A 15,896-nucleotide genomic window follows, 5' to 3' on the forward strand; every position below is an offset into this window, starting at 1 on the left:
TCCCCTTGCAACCCCGCTCCTTGAAAGCCTATCCTCCACGCGACCCAAAATCCAATTCCGGCAACAACCTTGCATGGTAACGGCGCTGGTTGGTTTCAGGGTCCTTCACCGGATTAGCGGAAACCCATTGTGAACGACACGGCAACGACAGAATCGGCAAAGGCGGCGTTGGATCGCGCGCGCCAGAAAGCCTATTGGCGGCTGCTCCCATTGCTGTTCATCTGTTACGTCGTCGCGTACGTGGACCGGTCCAACGTGGCCATCGCCAAGCTGACGATGACCCGGGACCTACCCGGCTTCGACAACGCGGTCATCGGCTTTGGCGCGGGTGTGTTTTTCGCCGGCTATTTTCTGCTCGAAATTCCCGGCACGTTGATTGTTGAGAACTGGAGCGCGCGCAAATGGATCTGCCGGATCATGATCACCTGGGGCATCACGGCAGCGCTCACCGCTGTGGTGAAAACGCCATTTCAGTTCTATCTCGTGCGTTTTTTCCTGGGCCTGGCTGAGGCGGGATTCTTTCCCGGCGTGATTGTTTACCTTACGCACTGGTTTCCCAGCCGCGACCGTGCACGTGCGCTGGCTTACTTTTTCGTGGCCACGCCCATCGCACAAATCATCAGCCCAAAAATCTCCAACGTCCTCTTGAAAATCGGCACGGATGAAATGATCAACGGCGTGCCCGTTCACCACCCGGAGCTGTGGGGGCTCGAAGGCTGGCAATGGATTTACATCTGCTGGGGCATCCCGGCGGTGCTCCTCGGCGTCTTTGTGTTCTTTGCGCTGACGGACCGGCCACGTCAGGCCAAATGGCTGTCGCCTGAGGAACGCGATGCACTTGAAGCCGAACTCCAACGCGAGAAAGCAATTCATCACGCCGGTTGTCGCTTGACGTTGCTCGAGGCCTTGCGTCATCCCAAGGTGTTGCTCCTGGCTGCCGCGTATTTTTGCATCGTGACCGGCAGCTACGGCGTGGAGTTTTTCATGCCGAGCATCCTGGAGAAATGGTATTCGCTGAAATTTGACGCCCTCACCTGGCTGGTCACGCTGCCGCCGTTGCTCGCCCTGTTCAGTCAACTCTTTGTGGGTTGGAATTCAGACCGCGCCAGGGAGCGGTGTCTTCACGTCGTGGTGCCCATCACGTTGGGAGCCGTGGCGCTGGCACTGACACCGCTCACCCACGGATATTTGTTCCTGACCGTCGCTTGTTTCATGGTGGCGGTGGCGGGGTTCAAGGCCTATCTGCCCGCGTTCTGGTCGTTACCAAGCCTGTTCCTGACCGAAGCCGCGGCGGCGGGCAGCATCGGCCTCATCAACTCCATCGGAAACCTCGGCGGCTTCCTTGGCCCATACGTGATCGGAAAGGTGGAGACTGTGACCGGCTCATTTGTCGGCGGGATCTATTTTCTCAGCAGCGCGATGGTGGTGTCGGCGGCCATCATCTTCTGTTTGAAGCTAGGACGGAAAGCAGTGCGGGAATGATGCCTTGCGTGTTACGAACAATGTTTCACCACAATTGGCGAGATGGTGGAGCCGAGGGGAGTCGAACCCCTGACCTTCTCATTGCGAACGAGACGCTCTACCAACTGAGCTACGACCCCGCACCATGACACCGACAAAATTTCAAACCCTGATGCGAAAAGCAAGAACCATTGTTTGAGTGTCGGGTCGTCCGCAAGCGGCAACCTGATTCCAAATCAAGAACAGTGCGAGATTTCTGAAAACCGGTCTTTACTGTCCGCCGAGATAGTATTAGTTGAAGAGTACCGTAATTTTGGTAAACCCTCAAGCAAGCGCAGCGAAGGCTCGGCGCAATAACTCTATGCCGTTCATGGCAGATATTATCGGACAAACTGCGACGCTCAACCGGGGCATGCTGGTTTTCCTGTGCAGTTATGCGCTCGGTTGTTTTACCACAGGCTATTATCTGGTTCGTTGGCGCACGGGCACGGACATCCGGCAATGGGGCAGTGGCAGTGTGGGCGCTAAAAACGTCGGGCGCTTTCTGGGTCGCCTCGGATTCATCGCCACGGCGTCCCTTGATTTTGCAAAGGGCGCGTTGGCGGTGTGGGCAACGCTGCGCGCCGCCGAAAAGGATCAACTCGCCGTGATCGCCATGGTGGCCGTGGTGGCGGGTCATATTTGGCCGCTGCCCCTTGGGTTTCGCGGCGGCAAAGGCGTGGCCACGTCACTCGGCGCCATTTTGTTTCTTGATTTTCGGCTGGCGCTGATTTTCCTGGGACTGTTTCTTGTGACATTCGTACTGCTGAGGAAGACGGTTTGGAGTGGTCTGTCGGCGTTCGCATTGTTGCCAACGGCGTCTTTTCTTCTTGGTCTGGCGGCCTTGCCGCTGGCTGGCGTGTCCGTGGTGGTGACCATGATATTGATCGCCCACCGCAGGAATCTATTTCCAGAAATGACCAACCAGTCCGAACGCCGATGTGTTCAAGCTGATCTAACGCAATTGCCCAAGTGAGATTATGAAGACGCAGTCAACCCTCCGATTCAAGATGGCCACGGAAGAACGCGAGTTTGAATTGATCCATCGGCTCAATTACAAAACGTTCGTCGAGGAGATCCCGCAGCATCATCCCGATCCGGCCCGGCGGCTCGTGGATAAATTCCATGCGGAAAACACTTATGTCATCTGTCTTTCGGGCGAACATCTGGTCGGGATGCTGGCCGTGCGCGGCAACCGTCCCTTCTCACTGGACCAAAAACTGGCCAATCTCGATTCCTATCTGCCGCCCGGAAGAAAATTGTGCGAGGTCCGTCTGCTGGCGGTGGAAAAGGAATTTCGCACTGGCCAGGTCTTTCAAGGTTTGCTGGCGCTGGTGGTCCAGTATTGCATTCAGCACGGTTCTGACACGGCGATTATTTCTGGCACCACGCGCCAGCAAAAGCTTTATCGCCATCTGGGTTTCGTGCCATTTGGCCCGCTGGTCGGCACCGGCGACGCGTTGTTTCAGCCGATGTATCTGACGAAGGAAAGTTTCGAGGCCCAAATGGAGGAGTTTTTGCGCTCCACGCAGCCGGCTGAACAAACAGCGACTGCTCCAGCCGCCAGCGACAGCCTTGGATAGATTGCGTCAATCGCCGGTTTTCATCGGCCATCGGGCGTTGACCAGCGCCTTGTAGCCGCCGGCCAGGGAATACACTTTCCGATAACCCATTTTTTGGGCGGCGTCCGCCGTCATCGCCGAACGAAACCCTCCACCGCAATACATGATGATCTCCGTGTTGGGATCCGGATAGAGCTTCTCCAGATCGCGTTCGAGGATGCCTTTGCCAAGATGCACCGCCTCAACCGCGTGCCCCTTCTGCCATTCGTGATCCTCCCGCACGTCCATGAGCACAACTTTCGGGTCGCTTGCCAGCCGGGCGCGCGCCTCGGCGACGCTGACTTCCTCGACATTCTTTTTCGCCTCGTTGACGAGTTTGAGAAAGCCGGGTGAATGATCCATGCAGCAGAAGTTAACGTGCCGGGCGAATGGGTCAAATAAATTTCCGGTTGCCCGAGGCCCTCCTGGCAGGTTCAATAAATTCATGGACGTGAAAAACCTGAACGCCGTCCCTGCTTTCATCACCAAGGACGGCTCCGAGATTCGTGAGCTTCTGGCGCATCGCAACTCTGCCATCCGCAACCAAAGTCTCGCCGAGGCGCGCTTGCCCGCGGGCGGCAGCACTCAGGAACATTATCATCCGAGGACCGAGGAGATTTACTACATCATCGCCGGCGTGGGTCGCATTCGGATTGAAGGTGAAACTCGTGATGTCGAAGCCGGGGACGCGATTGCCATTCCGCCGGGCCAAAAGCACAAACTCTGGAACATCGGTGGGGAGACTTTGAAATTGTTGTGTTGTTGCGCGCCGGCTTACGAGCACACCGACACGATCATTACGGAGAAGTGAGGAAGGCGGCGTGGCGGAGACAATGCGATGACCGTTTGCGAGTTGACGTTTTGAAGCGATAACCTTTAACTGCGTCCATGCGACTCTTAGCGGCTTTGGTGCTCGGCGTAATCGTTTTCTCGGGCTGCGCCAGAAACAAACAGACCGTTTGGCCAGCGTCCGGCAGTGCGGTGCCACGCCCGGTGGTTGCGACCCCGGTGATGACGAACACGGTCCCCAAGCCGATTGTGACACCGGAACTGGCGTTGGTGGGCAAAGTGGTTCGCTTCAGTTCGGAGGGGCGTTTCGTTGTGCTCAATTTTCCCATCGGGCATCTGCCGGGCGAGCATCAGCGGCTGAATGTTTACCGCCAGGGATTGAAAGTAGGTGAAGTCAAGGTCACCGGCCCGCAACGGGACGATAACACCGTGGCGGACATCGTCACCGGCGAGGCCCAGGTGGGCGACGAAGCCAGGGACAAGTAAAACTGCCTTCGTCGACTGAGAATCAAGAACCAGCTCCCCCTCGCCGCAGCTTATTTGTTCTCGGGATGGCGGCCACCGGTTTCTGCCAACTTCGCAGGTGATTTCTTCTGGTACGGCGAGGAGAGATTAAAGTAAATTCCGCAGAGCGGACGTTCGTCGTCAGTTTGACTCAAAATGATCGTGCACTGTTTGTCGAGGGCGATGCCGTGACGCAGATTCGGGCCACGACTTTCGTAGGCCTTGATCGCTTTGTTCATCAGCGACGCCAGCGTGGTCTCGCAATCCTCCGGCGTTTTGTTGAGGCAGACGATGTACTTCTCGTAAGTTCTAAGCGCCTCAGCAATTTCCTGTTTGAAGGTATCAACAGTCACGCCGCCAGCTTACGAGCCGGGGGTGAAAAGTGAAAACGAAAAATGGACGTTCTTTATGCTTCCTGGCTATTTCGCTCTGCTTTGGCCGCCTGCGAACGCGGTCCAAATAAAACCGTCCCCAAACGGATCAGCGTGGCGCCTTCCTCAATGGCGACCTCGAAATCGCCGCTCATGCCCATGCTGAGATGCGGCAATGGAGCGCCGAGGATTTGTTCGCATTGTTCCTTTAATTCGCGCAATTGGCGAAATACCGGGCGCACCTTTTCCGGCTCCGGCGTCCACGGAGCAATCGTCATCAAGCCATGGACTTCAATGTTTTTCAACGCGTTGTTCTGGTTCAGTTCGGCAAGCAACCGTTCGGGCGAATAACCAAACTTGCTCGCTTCACCGGCGATATTCACCTCCAGCAAGATCGGCATCGTCTTGGCCGCTTTGTCAGCCCACTTGTCAATTTCCTGCGCCAGCGCCAGGCGGTCCACGCTTTGGATCATATCGAAAAGTTCCACGGCATCGCGGCACTTGTTCGACTGCAAGTGGCCGATCATGTGCCAGCGCAATCGGCCTGGGCACTCGCCGATTTTCGCCTTTGCCTCTTGAACGCGGTTCTCCCCGAATAGATTTTGTCCCGTCTCCGCCGCCGCTCGAATCACCGCCAAGGGCTGGCCCTTGGTTACCGCGAGCAAGGTGACGGACGCGGGGTCGCGCCCGACACGAACGCAAGTCTCTTTGATTCGTTCGTGAACGCCAGTGAAGCTGTCTGCCAAGTCCATGCGGTAGATGGAGCCACAGCCGGAACGCCTATTTCAAGCCGTAACGGAGGCAGCGGGTCATTTTTGTGATTTCTCCCGGGCATCTCTTCAACCCGGCTCACGGCCGCCAAAAAAAGTTAAAAAAGTTCTTGCCATTGTCTAGTCAATGAGTAGGGTAAGCCAGTAATGTCTAGTCAAACGATAGACAATAAGCAAAAAGATCCTTCGCGCAGCCGGGCGGAAGATGCGGCGCAGTGGATCTTCGACGCATTGCAGGGTATTCGCTTTGGCTCGGTGGAGATTCTGATCCACGAGGGCCAGGTCGTGCAGCTTGAGCGGCGCGAGCGGATACGCCTGGAGCGGCAGGGCAGAGGCGGCGCTTCGGATTGAAGAGATGCCGACCGGCGCACGCCGGACGTTGAAACCAACATGTGTGGCGGGCTGACCGGACGACCGGAAGTTCCCATAAGAGAAATCAAACAGGAAGGACATTATGAGAACCAAGACAAGCGCGCTGCTGGCAGCCCTGGCGGCTGCCGTCGCGCTCAACACCGGTGCGGCGGAGCAAACTACTCACGGCGATGAGGTCATCCTGTCACGCATCCGGGCCCTGGAACAGGAGCTTCAAAGTCTGAAGCAAACAGTGAAGACCCAGCAGACATCGGCCAAAGAGGACACGAAAGTTGAAGAACTCGACCAGAAGATCCGCGTGTTGGAACGCAAGCAGGAAATCGAGCAGGAGCAGGCCGCCGCGAAGGCGAAGACCACTCCGATCCTCAGTGTGGGTGAGAAGGGGTTCTCGCTCCAAAGCGGCGATGGGGCCTTCAACCTTCGACTCCGGTCGCTCGTTCAGGCAGACAGCCGGTTTTATTTCGATAATGGCGGGGTCAGGAACAACGACACATTCCTGATCCGCCGGGCGCGCATTGAACTCACCGGCACGCTGTTCGATAAATTGGACTTCCGCATCATGCCGGATTTTGCAGGCACAACGCCCACGCTGTTGGATGCCTGGCTGGACTGGAAGATCAGTCCGTATTTCCAAGTGCTGGCTGGCAAAGTGAAACTGCCGGTCGGATTGGAGCGCTTTCAATCGCGCGAAAACAATCTGCTGACCGAGTTCGGCTACCCCACGAGCCTCGTCCCCAACCGTGATATTGGAATCGCGCTGCACGGACAAGTGCTGAACGGGGCGCTCGACTATTACGTGGGGGCTTTCAACGGGACGCGGGACGGCGGTAGCACCGTCGTCGATAGCGAAGATGACAAGAGTGTGGCAGCATGGCTGTTCGCCACTCCATTTGCTAAAAGTGATAACGCGGCGTTGAAAGGGCTGGGGTTTGGCATCGCCGGCACCTACGGCAACGACGAAGGCACGCCGTCGAATTTCAACACGGTGGGGCAACAAGCGTTTTATCGCTGGCGCACCGGCGTGGCGAACGACGGCACGACCTGGCGTATTGTGCCACAGGCCTACTACTTCTATGGCCCCTTCGGATTGTTGGGCGAATATGCGATTTCGTCGCAGAAGGTTCGGAGTGGTACCACTTTAGGAACGATCCAGAACCAAGCTTGGGAAGTGACCGCCTCCTACGTGCTGACTGGCGAGGATGCCACCTTTCGCGGCGTCAAACCCGCGAAGTCGGTCAGCTTCGGCGAGAAAAGAGGCTGGGGCGCGTGGCAGTTGGTGGCGCGGGTCACGGAACTGGACATCGACGACGATGCGTTCCCCACGTTTGCCAACCCGGCGACATCCGCCTCGCGTGCTCGAAGTTATGGCGGCGGCATCAACTGGTATCTGAACCAGCAGGTGCGCATCTCGGCAGACTACAACTGGACGGCCTTGAGCGGGGCGGCGTTGCGCGATGAACACGCCCTCATCACGCGCGTTCAATTTCGCTATTAACCACTTCGCTCTGAAACAACACACTTTGATGCCGGAATTGAACCGTGGACTCAGATCGGCAGAATCGCAGCGCGGACCGGCATTCAAATGGCCCTTCAAACCCATTGCATTTGTCGATTCACTGGCTAGACTTAGCGGGTATGCGCTTAACGAAACGAGGTGAGTATGCCCTCCGAGCACTCATCGACCTGGGCATCGCACGCGAAGTCGGGCGTCCGCTGCTGCAGATCGGGGAATTGGCCAGAAAGGAAAACATTCCGGTAAAATTCCTGGAGCAGATTCTGGTGGAGTTGAAGGCGGCCGGCTATCTCGACAGCAAGCGCGGCAAAAACGGCGGTTACTTTATCAAACAACCGATGGACACGATCAAAATTGGAAGTGTGGTGCGCGAGATCGAAGGGCCGCTGGCGCCGATTGCCTGCGTCAGCCAGAACTTCTACGAACGCTGTTCCTGCCCCGACGAGGCGCATTGTGGATTGCGGATGTTGATGCTCGACGTGCGCAACGCCATCGCCAATATCCTCGATGGTTACACCTTGGCCCAAACCGTCGAGGTGACGCTCCGGAAACTGCGGCGCGACAAGGCGCCGTTGCCGTTTGCAAGCAAGGGAAAGTCCGCCACATGATAAAAACATTCATTTTAGGGGCCGCGCTATTTGCCGTCACGCCCTCGGCGTCGGCGGAAAAGATCATCTTGCGTGTTGGGCATTTTCCGAACATCACCCACGCTCAAGGAGTCATCGGCCACGGATTGACGCGGCAAGGCAAAGGCTGGTTTGAAGAACGGCTAGGTCCAGAGGTGGAGGTGCAATGGTTTGTGTATAACGCCGGGCCGACGGCAATGGAGGCAATTTTTGCAAGGTCAATTGATATTACTTATGTCGGGCCGAACCCCGCAATCAACGCACACCTGAAATCGCGTGGAGACGAAATCCGGATCGTGGCTGGCGCGTGCGGCGGGGGCGCCGCTTTGGTCATTCATTTGGATGGTCCGATCAAGACGGACGCGGACTTCAAAGGCAAAAAGATCGCCACGCCGCAACTCGGCAACACCCAGGATGTCGCCGCGCGAGCGTGGTTGCAATCCAAAGGTCTCAGGATCAAGCTGACCGGCGGTGATGCGCTCGTGGTTCCCACCGCCAATCCCGATCAACTGTCCTTGTTCAAGAAAGGCGACCTTGACGCCGTCTGGACGGTTGAGCCGTGGGTCAGCCGCCTGGAGTTGGAGGCCAAAGGCAAAATTTATCTCGAGGAAAAAAGTTTGTGGCCGGACGGCAAATACGTGACCACCCATCTGGTCAGCAGCGCGAATTTTCTCCTGGAGCGGCGGGAGTTGCTCAAGAAATGGATTGCCGCCCATGTCGAGTTGACGGAGTGGATCAACAAGCATCCCGACGAAGCCAAGAAGATTTTCAATCAGGAAATCAAAACCGAAACCACCAAGGCGTTGCCACTAACGACCCTGGACAGCGCCTGGCAACGACTGGAACTGACACATGATCCCATGCGCGCCTCCTTGCTTAAATCCGCCGAGGACGCGCATCGCATCGGCTTCATCAAGGACAAGCCCGACCTGACACGCATCTACGATTTGAGGTTGCTCAACGACGTGCTCCGCGAAAAGGGATTGGCCGAAGTTAAATGAACGCAATTCAGGACGAACTCCAAAACGTGCCGCCGGAAAAACTGGTGGTGGACGGCGTGTCGAAATGGTTTCGCACCCGCCGCGCCGACGTCCACGCGCTCGACAATGTGTCGGTGAACGTGAAGGAGGGCGAGTTCGTTTGTCTGGTCGGGGCATCCGGCTGCGGCAAATCCACGTTGCTCAACATCATCGCCGGCCTCGAACAACCCGACAGCGGACACGTGCTGGCCGATGGTAAACTGGTGATCGGGCCGGGCCGCGAACGCATGATGATGTTTCAGGAATCGGCGCTGTTCCCCTGGCTCGACGTGATGGGCAATTTGATGTTCAGTCTGAAATTGAAGCCGAAGCTGAGCAACAAGGAGCGGCGTGAGGTGGCGATGTTTTATCTTCAGTTGGTCGGGCTGGAAAAATTCATGCACGCCAACATCCATGAGTTGTCCGGCGGAATGAAACAGCGCGTCGCCCTGGCCCGCGCCCTCGCGCCCAACCCGCGCGTCCTGCTCATGGACGAACCGTTCGCCGCGCTCGACGCGTTGACTCGCGAGCAGCTTTACGGTGACATCCAGCAAATCTGGGAGCAACGGCGCAAGACCATCCTGTTCGTCACCCACAACGTGCGCGAAGCTGCCTGCCTGGGCGATCGGGTCGTTCTTTTTTCCCCGCATCCGGGCCAGATCAAGGAGGAATTTTCCATCGACTTGCCGCGCCCGCGCGACATCAACAGCGTGGAGCTGGCGAAGTTCTCAACCTCCATCACCCGCGCGCTGAAATACCACTTGAAAAAATCAGCGGGAGAGGAGGTTGAATGAAACGCTGGCTGACGGCATTTCTGGTCTTCGCCTGTTTCGTCGCCTTATGGGAATGGCTGGTCCGCTCGGGCATGTGGTCGGCGGTGCTCGTGCCGTCACCAGTGGATGTGGGCAGCTACTTGGTGAAATCAATCGAGGACCGGACACTCCTTGAAGCCAGCTATGTGACGCTCAAACGCTTGTTTCTTGGATACGCGGTGGGTTTGATCGCAGGTTTACCGCTGGGACTCTTGATTGCGCGCTTCAAATTTTTCCAGGACACACTGGGCCTGCTCGCGCTGGGATTTCAAACGCTACCCAGCGTGTGTTGGGCGCCGCTGGCGTTGCTCTGGTTCGGACAGACGGAGACGGCCATGTTTTTCATCGTTATCATGGGTTCGCTTTGGTCCGTGGTGCTGGCCACGGACAACGGAGTGCGCAACGTCCCGCCGATATTTGCGCGCGCGGCGCAGACGATGGGTTCGCGCGGCTTCCACACCTGGCTCAAGGTCATCCTGCCGGCGTCCCTGCCGTTCATCGTCAGCGGCATGAAACAAGGCTGGGCATTCGCGTGGCGTTCCTTGATGGCGGCGGAAATTTACATCACGATTCTCACGGGCATGGGGTTGGGAAATTTGCTGCACTTCGGACGCGAGCTGAATGCCATGGATCAAGTCATTGGCATCATGCTCATCATCGTCGTCATCGGGCTCCTTGCCGACAAAATTCTGTTCTCTCCGGTTGAACGTTTCATGCATCGGCGCTGGGGCACGGCAAAGTAATCAATTGCACCGTTTCGCTTGATATGGATTGGGGTCGTTTCCTGCTTTCCTCGGTTAAAAATTCAAATTAGGAATTCCGGAATGAGTAAGAATTATTGGCTGGTGAAATCCGAACCGGAAGCCTACTTGTGGGCGACCTTCGTCAGGGACGGCAAGACCGCCTGGACCGGCGTCCGCAATTACCAGGCGCGCAATAATCTTCGCGCAATGACAGCCGGCGACCGCGTGCTCTTCTACCATAGCGGCGAAGCGAAGGAAATCGTCGGTCTCGGCAAAGTCGTAAAAGCGGCGTATCCCGATCCGACGGCGAAGGAGGGCGACTGGGTTTGCGTGGACCTCGCGCCGGTGAAAGCGCTCGTCAAGCCTGTGTCGCTCGTGGCCATCAAAGCCGACCAGCAGCTCAAGGAAATGGCGCTGGTGAAAAACACGCGCCTCTCGGTGCAGCCGGTGACCGGGGAACAATTCAACCGCGTGCTCGAACTTGCAGCCACGAAAATCTGACAACGACTTCCGCGCCGTCATCTTCGACATGGACGGAGTGGTCGTGGACAGCGAACCGCGTCACGAACGCGCCTTTCTCGAAGTGGTCCGCGAACTCGGCTACGGCCAGACGCACGGTGTCAGGTGGGCAGACTGGGTGGGCCGTTCGGACCATGAGCTGTGGGTGGACTTCGTTGCCAGACACAAACCTGCGCAGTCGCTCGAACAATTGCTGAAGCTGAAGCGCGACCGCGTGCTGGAAATCATCCGGCGCGAAGAACCGATCTTCGCCGGCCTGGCTGAACTCGTGGAAAAACTGTCACGCGTTTGCAAGCTGGGTCTGGCTTCCGGTTCGGAGCGACCAGTGGTTGAAGCCGTCCTGTCGCTTCAAGACCTGCGGCGCTTTTTTTCCGCCACCGTGACCGCTTCGGAAGTCAAACGTGGCAAACCGCGCCCGGAGATTTTTCTGCGCACCGCCGGGTTGCTGGGCGTTGCCCCGGCAGACTGCTGGGTCATCGAGGATTCCAAACCCGGTGTTATCGCCGCGCTCGCTGCCAATATGCGCGTCATCGCCATCACCAACACGCATCCCGCGGAGGAACTGCGGCAGGCGACGCTGGTCGTGCAGACCTACGCGAAGATAGAGCGGCTGTTGCTACGAAAATAATACCAACTTCCTTTGCTGATCGGTAAAATGGCGTCGCCGACATTTTCAGTGGATCAGCAGCAGGGAACTTTGCGTTTGCCGGCGACGAAGTAAAGCAGCGTGAGCAGGTTCTTGGAGGTCCGAAAGCCCCGGACTTTTTCATTTCGTGGCCGAAAACCGACTGTTCAATCCTTCCAAGTACGCCGTAGTCAGCCCTGCCTTCCAGTCCCCCAAGATCCCTTCCCCATGCCGCTCCACCATCTCGGCGATCTTGAGCATCGGCTGCAGCAGTTGGTGGCCGGCTTTGGCGGCAGCGGTTTTGACCCAGGCGCGCCATCTGACAAAATCCTTCCGGGCCTGTTTCACGGCGGGCAGTTGGTAAAGATCTTGCAGAATCAGCCGCATCTGACACGCCCTCACCGTCAGCGGGTGTTGCCAGTCCATCTGTTCCAACCGAGCCAACTCCTGCTCGCTGTGCCGCTGCGGATTCTTGGGAAAGACCCACTGACTGCGGGCTAACTGGGTCCGCTTCTGCTCATCTTGCTGCGCCTCCAGCCGCCGCACCGCCTCTACCCCTTCGTTGGCGGCTTATCTGCGACGGGCTTTGGTACTGACTGAGACTCTTCGCTCGCTTACTTGTACTTGATCACTGTTCCCGTAACTTTGGTGCTGTAACCATCCAGCACATACGCCCAAAACCAGTTTTCGGTGATTACCGGATCAATCAGGGCGTCACCTTGCTTGCTCGCAACCGCCGCATCGTAAGCCCGCACAAATCGTTCATTCTGTCCGATGGGGATAAATCCGAACAGCATCAGACCTGTCGCTTCACCCTGGCCTTCGCCCAGAGTTTCATAGTTGGTTTTGGTTACGGTCGGAATTTTCAGCGGTTGCGACGCGCAACCGACGGCTAGAAGGCTTAACAATCCGAGTGACAGTATGGGTTTTATTTTTTTCATGGGATTTTATGTTTGTTGTTGGTCTCTCAATTTGTCCGTGTTCTATCGAGGTGTGGCCTGCAATCTTTCGATCAACGACCGTTTATCAATCACGGCAGTCGAAGTTGTATAATTTTTGGTGGACTGGGAATCCTGCGTGAGGCGCTCCCCCGATGCAGGTGGAGCGGCGGAAAGAGGCTCGGGCCGGGCCGTAGCGTTCGGATAGCCAAACAACTGGGCCGTTGCGTAGCTCTTTTTTAGCGAAATCGAAACAGGAATGGCGCTGGAAACCATTCCCAGGCCGAAATCCTGTCCGTAGTAGTCGGTGTCGCCGACCACACCGCCCAGTAAGGTGAACTTGGTGACGTAATTCACCTGGCCAGCCACGAACGGAGTGCAATTCAAAGCTCCTTTGATGTTGATCGACTTCAGCGTCGCACCGTCCGCCAAAATATAAATGTCCGTATAAGTCCCCCAAGCGAGATACGCATTGGGGCCAACAATAATGTTCAGGCTCCCGCCGCTCTGACTGACCGCGACCGTCAACGTGCCATCGTTGGGGTCATAATAGGCATTTGCGCCATCACCTGAATAGGACACACTGATCCCATCGATGACGGTCTTGAACCCCGCCTCACTGCGGCTGGCAAAGGCCAGCATTAAACTAACGATTACCACTGCCAGCCACAGACCTTTGGTTCCAGTTGATAGGGGTTTTGTTTTCATAGGTACTTAGTATGGGGTTATTGTGATCGTGAAGGGCGTTCCATACTGATCCAGACCCTTCAATTTACCTGTTCCTTTTATGGGGTTTGCCTTTCCCGACAGACTTGAAATCAGAGTTCCCTGTGCGCCATAGTCACTTATCGCATAGCCGTTGACGCGATTTCGTGACGAAATTATCAACGCGCCGTAGATGTCAAAACCGAGCGAAGCATAACCCCATATATCGAAGACGCCGGGATAACTTCCCGGAGTCAGATCGTAAACTTCTGTGAACGTTTGCCCCTGCTCCTTAACGTAGCCGATGTAGTGCCCACTGAGATTTGGCAACGCGACCGCTGGTGTGCCTTTGATTCTAAAACTTCCATTTGCGGTTACGGCACTGCCTTGCAATTTGCGTCCACTCTTGGCGGTGGCAATAAAGCTACCAATTTCACTTTGTCCGTCTTGCTGATCTGTGAACCAACCAACTATTCGGCCCGCGCCGTCAAACGCCCACGCTCCCGAAATAGTGAACAGCCCAAAAGAGTTTGCTGTTATGGCATAACCACTGAGGGTTGAATCAGGCGAAAACGTAAGGAAACCAATGCCTTTGGCATTGCCGCCTATCGCCATTTCCCATGTTCCAACAGGAGAATTTGGACTTGGAACCGGTGGACCCAGATTCAACTCGTAAACGTAAAGTGAATTAACCTCTGAATCTGATAACGCCCGATTGTAAATACGCACGTTGTCATAAGTCGCTGACATTCGAGCCGAGGAAGAGCCGGGTTGCCACAGATGGCGTCCCAACGCAGCGAAGGGAGCAGGGAAAATGTTGTTGAGGAAAATATTCGTCTCATAGATTTTGCTCCCGTTGAAATAGCACGCGAACCTACCGGGTGCGGAGACGAGAAGCAGGTGTTTCCCAGCAATAGCGTAATTCGACATATTAATCGTCTGGTCGAATGTTGCGTAGTTAACCGTGTCGTTAATTTCAAAACTCACACGGGCCGGATTCCCATTCAGCAGAAAGATTTGACAGTGGGGATAGGATGATTGGTCGCTCTGAAAAGTAATGTAGGCTTCGGCACCAACAGGCTCGAATCCGATAACCTCGTCTTTCACCCAGAGGCTCACCGAATAACCGGAATTCATATAGCTGCCAAATGCCGGCAGCATCACGTAGCCGCCGCCTGAATAGTACTGTGAGGAGTCGCCGATGATTCTCAGCGCCCCGCCGGACAGCCCGTTCGCCAAATATTGGTAATTGCCCGCTGGCGTTGCGTTGTTGCCATTTCCACTGGCGTCATTCGCGTTCCCGTTGAAGGGATAGTAAGCGACCAAACCGTTAGTGAATTGATCTTGGGAGCGGACATCGAACACGGCTGAAAAGCACACCGCCAGAATAAAGAGGCATTTCGATTTCATGATGAATTGTTGTCCCCGGGCGTTATTTGGTAAGATGTGTTCATTGACCAATTTCCCTGATTCGGAAAAAGCGCTGGCCATTCAGCACATCCACGTCCTGATACATGACGGAGTTGGTGGCGATGAACGGTGAGCCGTAGTCCGTCCAAGTAATCAAATTAGTGGAGGCTTCAAGCTGATTGGTTTTGCCCAATGCGACAAACATATTTAATTGGATGGTCTTTACCGCGACAGTCAAATACGGAAGTTCGTTTAACTCGTAAAAGTAAAGTTGCTGGACTTCTTGCTGTGAAAGCGCCCGGTTGTAAATACGCACATCATCAATTGATCCCTTGAAAAAGTCGCGGAACGTCCCTCCATCGTTTAGCGTCTCAGCCCCGATCCAAAGATGACTATTCTGTGTGTTCAAAGGGCCGATTGCGTTCGTTTCTGACCCTCCGTTCGCATAAAGTCGGATGTTGGAGCCATCGTATGTGAGCGCTACAAATGACCACTGATTGGTCGGAGTTATTAAGCTCGATGCGTAGTCCTGACAACCGCCCCAAAAACCAAGGTTGTTATAGTTTGGAGTCCCGCCTAGATACTTGCTGAACGAGATTCCAAACATCAAGCCCGTGCAATCGCCGTTTCCATAATCAATAACTCCGTTGACGGGATGACCGTCACTGTCAGGTTTAATCCAAGCCACGATTGATCTTGGAGAGTTTCCCAAGGGTATAGACGCAACCGAAGCGCTTATCCTGTCACCCGCTCCATTGAAATGAAACGCTTTGTTTGTCATCCCGAACCTGTCTGCGGTTAAAACCGCCCCGGTGACAGTCCCATTGTTGCCATTCCCACTCTCATCATTCGCATCGCCGTTGAACGGATAATAGGCCACTAAACCGTTGGTGAACGGGTCTTGTGCTGGGTGAACAATCGAGACATAATCCAAGTCCAGTCGGTGTAAAAGTCTTTCTGTAAATTGTCTTTCTTCTCTCCGCCTCCACCCCTCCGGGGTGAGGCGGAGCGAAGGCGAGCGTAGCGAGCCGAGCGCAGCCGAACCCCGGAGGGGTGGAGGCGCCCCCCGCGCGAAAAAC

General features: G+C 55.9%; 21 protein-coding genes and 1 tRNA gene. 13 read left to right on the forward strand and 9 right to left on the reverse strand.

All coding sequences use genetic code 11. The annotated features are described in order from the left end of the window. Positions 1 to 126: 126 nt before the first annotated feature. Entirely contained in the window at positions 127 to 1,482 is a 1,356-nt protein-coding gene (locus HY298_23595) for an MFS transporter (GenBank protein ID MBI3853246.1), read from the forward strand. Positions 1,483 to 1,525: 43 nt separating this feature from the next. On the opposite strand, the gene HY298_23600 is transcribed toward HY298_23595, so the two are convergent. After that, a tRNA-Ala gene (locus HY298_23600) sits at positions 1,526 to 1,601 on the reverse strand. Positions 1,602 to 1,831: 230 nt separating this feature from the next. Between HY298_23600 and HY298_23605 the strand changes: the two genes are divergently transcribed. Both HY298_23605 and HY298_23610 read left to right on the forward strand, forming a co-directional pair. Beyond that, positions 1,832 to 2,476, forward strand: a complete 645-nt coding sequence (locus HY298_23605; protein ID MBI3853247.1) for a glycerol-3-phosphate acyltransferase — start codon at positions 1,832 to 1,834, stop codon at positions 2,474 to 2,476. A gap of 4 nt (positions 2,477 to 2,480) precedes the next feature. After that, positions 2,481 to 3,083 carry a GNAT family N-acetyltransferase gene (locus HY298_23610; protein MBI3853248.1) on the forward strand — a complete coding sequence of 201 codons (603 nt, stop codon included), beginning with the start codon at positions 2,481 to 2,483 and terminating at the stop codon, positions 3,081 to 3,083. 6 nt (positions 3,084 to 3,089) lie between these two features. Here the strand turns inward: HY298_23610 and HY298_23615 are convergent, their stop codons facing one another. Beyond that, on the reverse strand, positions 3,090 to 3,464 hold the full coding sequence (locus tag HY298_23615) for a sulfurtransferase (GenBank protein MBI3853249.1): 375 nt from the start codon (positions 3,462 to 3,464) through the stop codon (positions 3,090 to 3,092). 82 nt (positions 3,465 to 3,546) lie between these two features. Between HY298_23615 and HY298_23620 the strand changes: the two genes are divergently transcribed. Both HY298_23620 and HY298_23625 read left to right on the forward strand, forming a co-directional pair. Then, positions 3,547 to 3,912 carry a cupin domain-containing protein gene (locus HY298_23620; GenBank protein MBI3853250.1) on the forward strand — a complete coding sequence of 122 codons (366 nt, stop codon included), beginning with the start codon at positions 3,547 to 3,549 and terminating at the stop codon, positions 3,910 to 3,912. Positions 3,913 to 3,989: 77 nt separating this feature from the next. After that, positions 3,990 to 4,376: a hypothetical protein gene (locus tag HY298_23625; protein ID MBI3853251.1), complete on the forward strand. Its 387-nt coding sequence runs from the start codon at positions 3,990 to 3,992 to the stop codon at positions 4,374 to 4,376. Between the two features lie 50 nt (positions 4,377 to 4,426). Here the strand turns inward: HY298_23625 and HY298_23630 are convergent, their stop codons facing one another. Next, positions 4,427 to 4,747 (reverse strand): hypothetical protein, encoded by a 321-nt coding sequence (locus HY298_23630; GenBank protein MBI3853252.1) that lies wholly within the window; start codon positions 4,745 to 4,747, stop codon positions 4,427 to 4,429. Between the two features lie 53 nt (positions 4,748 to 4,800). Continuing rightward, positions 4,801 to 5,517, reverse strand: a complete 717-nt coding sequence (locus HY298_23635; GenBank protein MBI3853253.1) for a YggS family pyridoxal phosphate-dependent enzyme — start codon at positions 5,515 to 5,517, stop codon at positions 4,801 to 4,803. A gap of 165 nt (positions 5,518 to 5,682) precedes the next feature. On the opposite strand from HY298_23635, the gene HY298_23640 reads away from it, so the two are divergent. The 8 genes from HY298_23640 (at position 5,683) to HY298_23675 (ending at position 11,767) form a co-directional block, all read left to right on the forward strand. Beyond that, positions 5,683 to 5,886, forward strand: coding sequence for a YezD family protein (locus tag HY298_23640; protein MBI3853254.1), 204 nt, complete (start codon positions 5,683 to 5,685; stop codon positions 5,884 to 5,886). A gap of 103 nt (positions 5,887 to 5,989) precedes the next feature. Further along, a complete protein-coding gene (locus tag HY298_23645) occupies positions 5,990 to 7,402 on the forward strand; it encodes a porin (protein MBI3853255.1) in 1,413 nt (470 codons plus the stop codon). A gap of 140 nt (positions 7,403 to 7,542) precedes the next feature. Then, the gene (locus HY298_23650; GenBank protein MBI3853256.1) at positions 7,543 to 8,028 is read left to right on the forward strand and encodes an Rrf2 family transcriptional regulator; all 486 of its coding nucleotides are present in this window, start codon (positions 7,543 to 7,545) and stop codon (positions 8,026 to 8,028) included. Further along, complete coding sequence (locus tag HY298_23655) at positions 8,025 to 9,047, forward strand: aliphatic sulfonate ABC transporter substrate-binding protein (protein ID MBI3853257.1); 1,023 nt, start codon at positions 8,025 to 8,027, stop codon at positions 9,045 to 9,047. The genes HY298_23650 and HY298_23655 overlap by 4 nt, the downstream gene beginning before the upstream one ends. Next, positions 9,044 to 9,859, forward strand: a complete 816-nt coding sequence (locus tag HY298_23660; GenBank protein MBI3853258.1) for an ABC transporter ATP-binding protein — start codon at positions 9,044 to 9,046, stop codon at positions 9,857 to 9,859. The genes HY298_23655 and HY298_23660 overlap by 4 nt, the downstream gene beginning before the upstream one ends. Then, a complete protein-coding gene (locus tag HY298_23665) occupies positions 9,856 to 10,620 on the forward strand; it encodes an ABC transporter permease (GenBank protein ID MBI3853259.1) in 765 nt (254 codons plus the stop codon). Before HY298_23660 ends, HY298_23665 begins: the two co-directional genes overlap by 4 nt. A gap of 81 nt (positions 10,621 to 10,701) precedes the next feature. Next, a complete protein-coding gene (locus HY298_23670; GenBank protein MBI3853260.1) occupies positions 10,702 to 11,121 on the forward strand; it encodes an EVE domain-containing protein in 420 nt (139 codons plus the stop codon). Next, the gene (locus tag HY298_23675) at positions 11,102 to 11,767 is read left to right on the forward strand and encodes an HAD family phosphatase (protein ID MBI3853261.1); all 666 of its coding nucleotides are present in this window, start codon (positions 11,102 to 11,104) and stop codon (positions 11,765 to 11,767) included. Before HY298_23670 ends, HY298_23675 begins: the two co-directional genes overlap by 20 nt. Positions 11,768 to 11,905: 138 nt before the next feature. Here HY298_23675 and HY298_23680 read toward each other — a convergent pair whose 3' ends face one another. The 5 genes from HY298_23680 to HY298_23700 form a co-directional block, all read right to left on the reverse strand. Next, entirely contained in the window at positions 11,906 to 12,310 is a 405-nt protein-coding gene (locus tag HY298_23680) for a transposase (GenBank protein MBI3853262.1), read from the reverse strand. A gap of 68 nt (positions 12,311 to 12,378) precedes the next feature. Beyond that, positions 12,379 to 12,705, reverse strand: coding sequence for a hypothetical protein (locus HY298_23685; GenBank protein MBI3853263.1), 327 nt, complete (start codon positions 12,703 to 12,705; stop codon positions 12,379 to 12,381). Between the two features lie 42 nt (positions 12,706 to 12,747). Continuing rightward, on the reverse strand, positions 12,748 to 13,410 hold the full coding sequence (locus HY298_23690) for a hypothetical protein (GenBank protein MBI3853264.1): 663 nt from the start codon (positions 13,408 to 13,410) through the stop codon (positions 12,748 to 12,750). Positions 13,411 to 13,416: 6 nt separating this feature from the next. Continuing rightward, positions 13,417 to 14,898 (reverse strand): hypothetical protein, encoded by a 1,482-nt coding sequence (locus HY298_23695; GenBank protein MBI3853265.1) that lies wholly within the window; start codon positions 14,896 to 14,898, stop codon positions 13,417 to 13,419. Next, positions 14,858 to 15,751 (reverse strand): LamG domain-containing protein, encoded by an 894-nt coding sequence (locus HY298_23700; protein ID MBI3853266.1) that lies wholly within the window; start codon positions 15,749 to 15,751, stop codon positions 14,858 to 14,860. The genes HY298_23695 and HY298_23700 overlap by 41 nt, the downstream gene beginning before the upstream one ends. Positions 15,752 to 15,896: the final 145 nt, after the last annotated feature.

This window comes from Verrucomicrobiota bacterium (assembly GCA_016200005.1).
Classification (GTDB): domain Bacteria; phylum Verrucomicrobiota; class Verrucomicrobiia; order Limisphaerales; family PALSA-1396; genus PALSA-1396.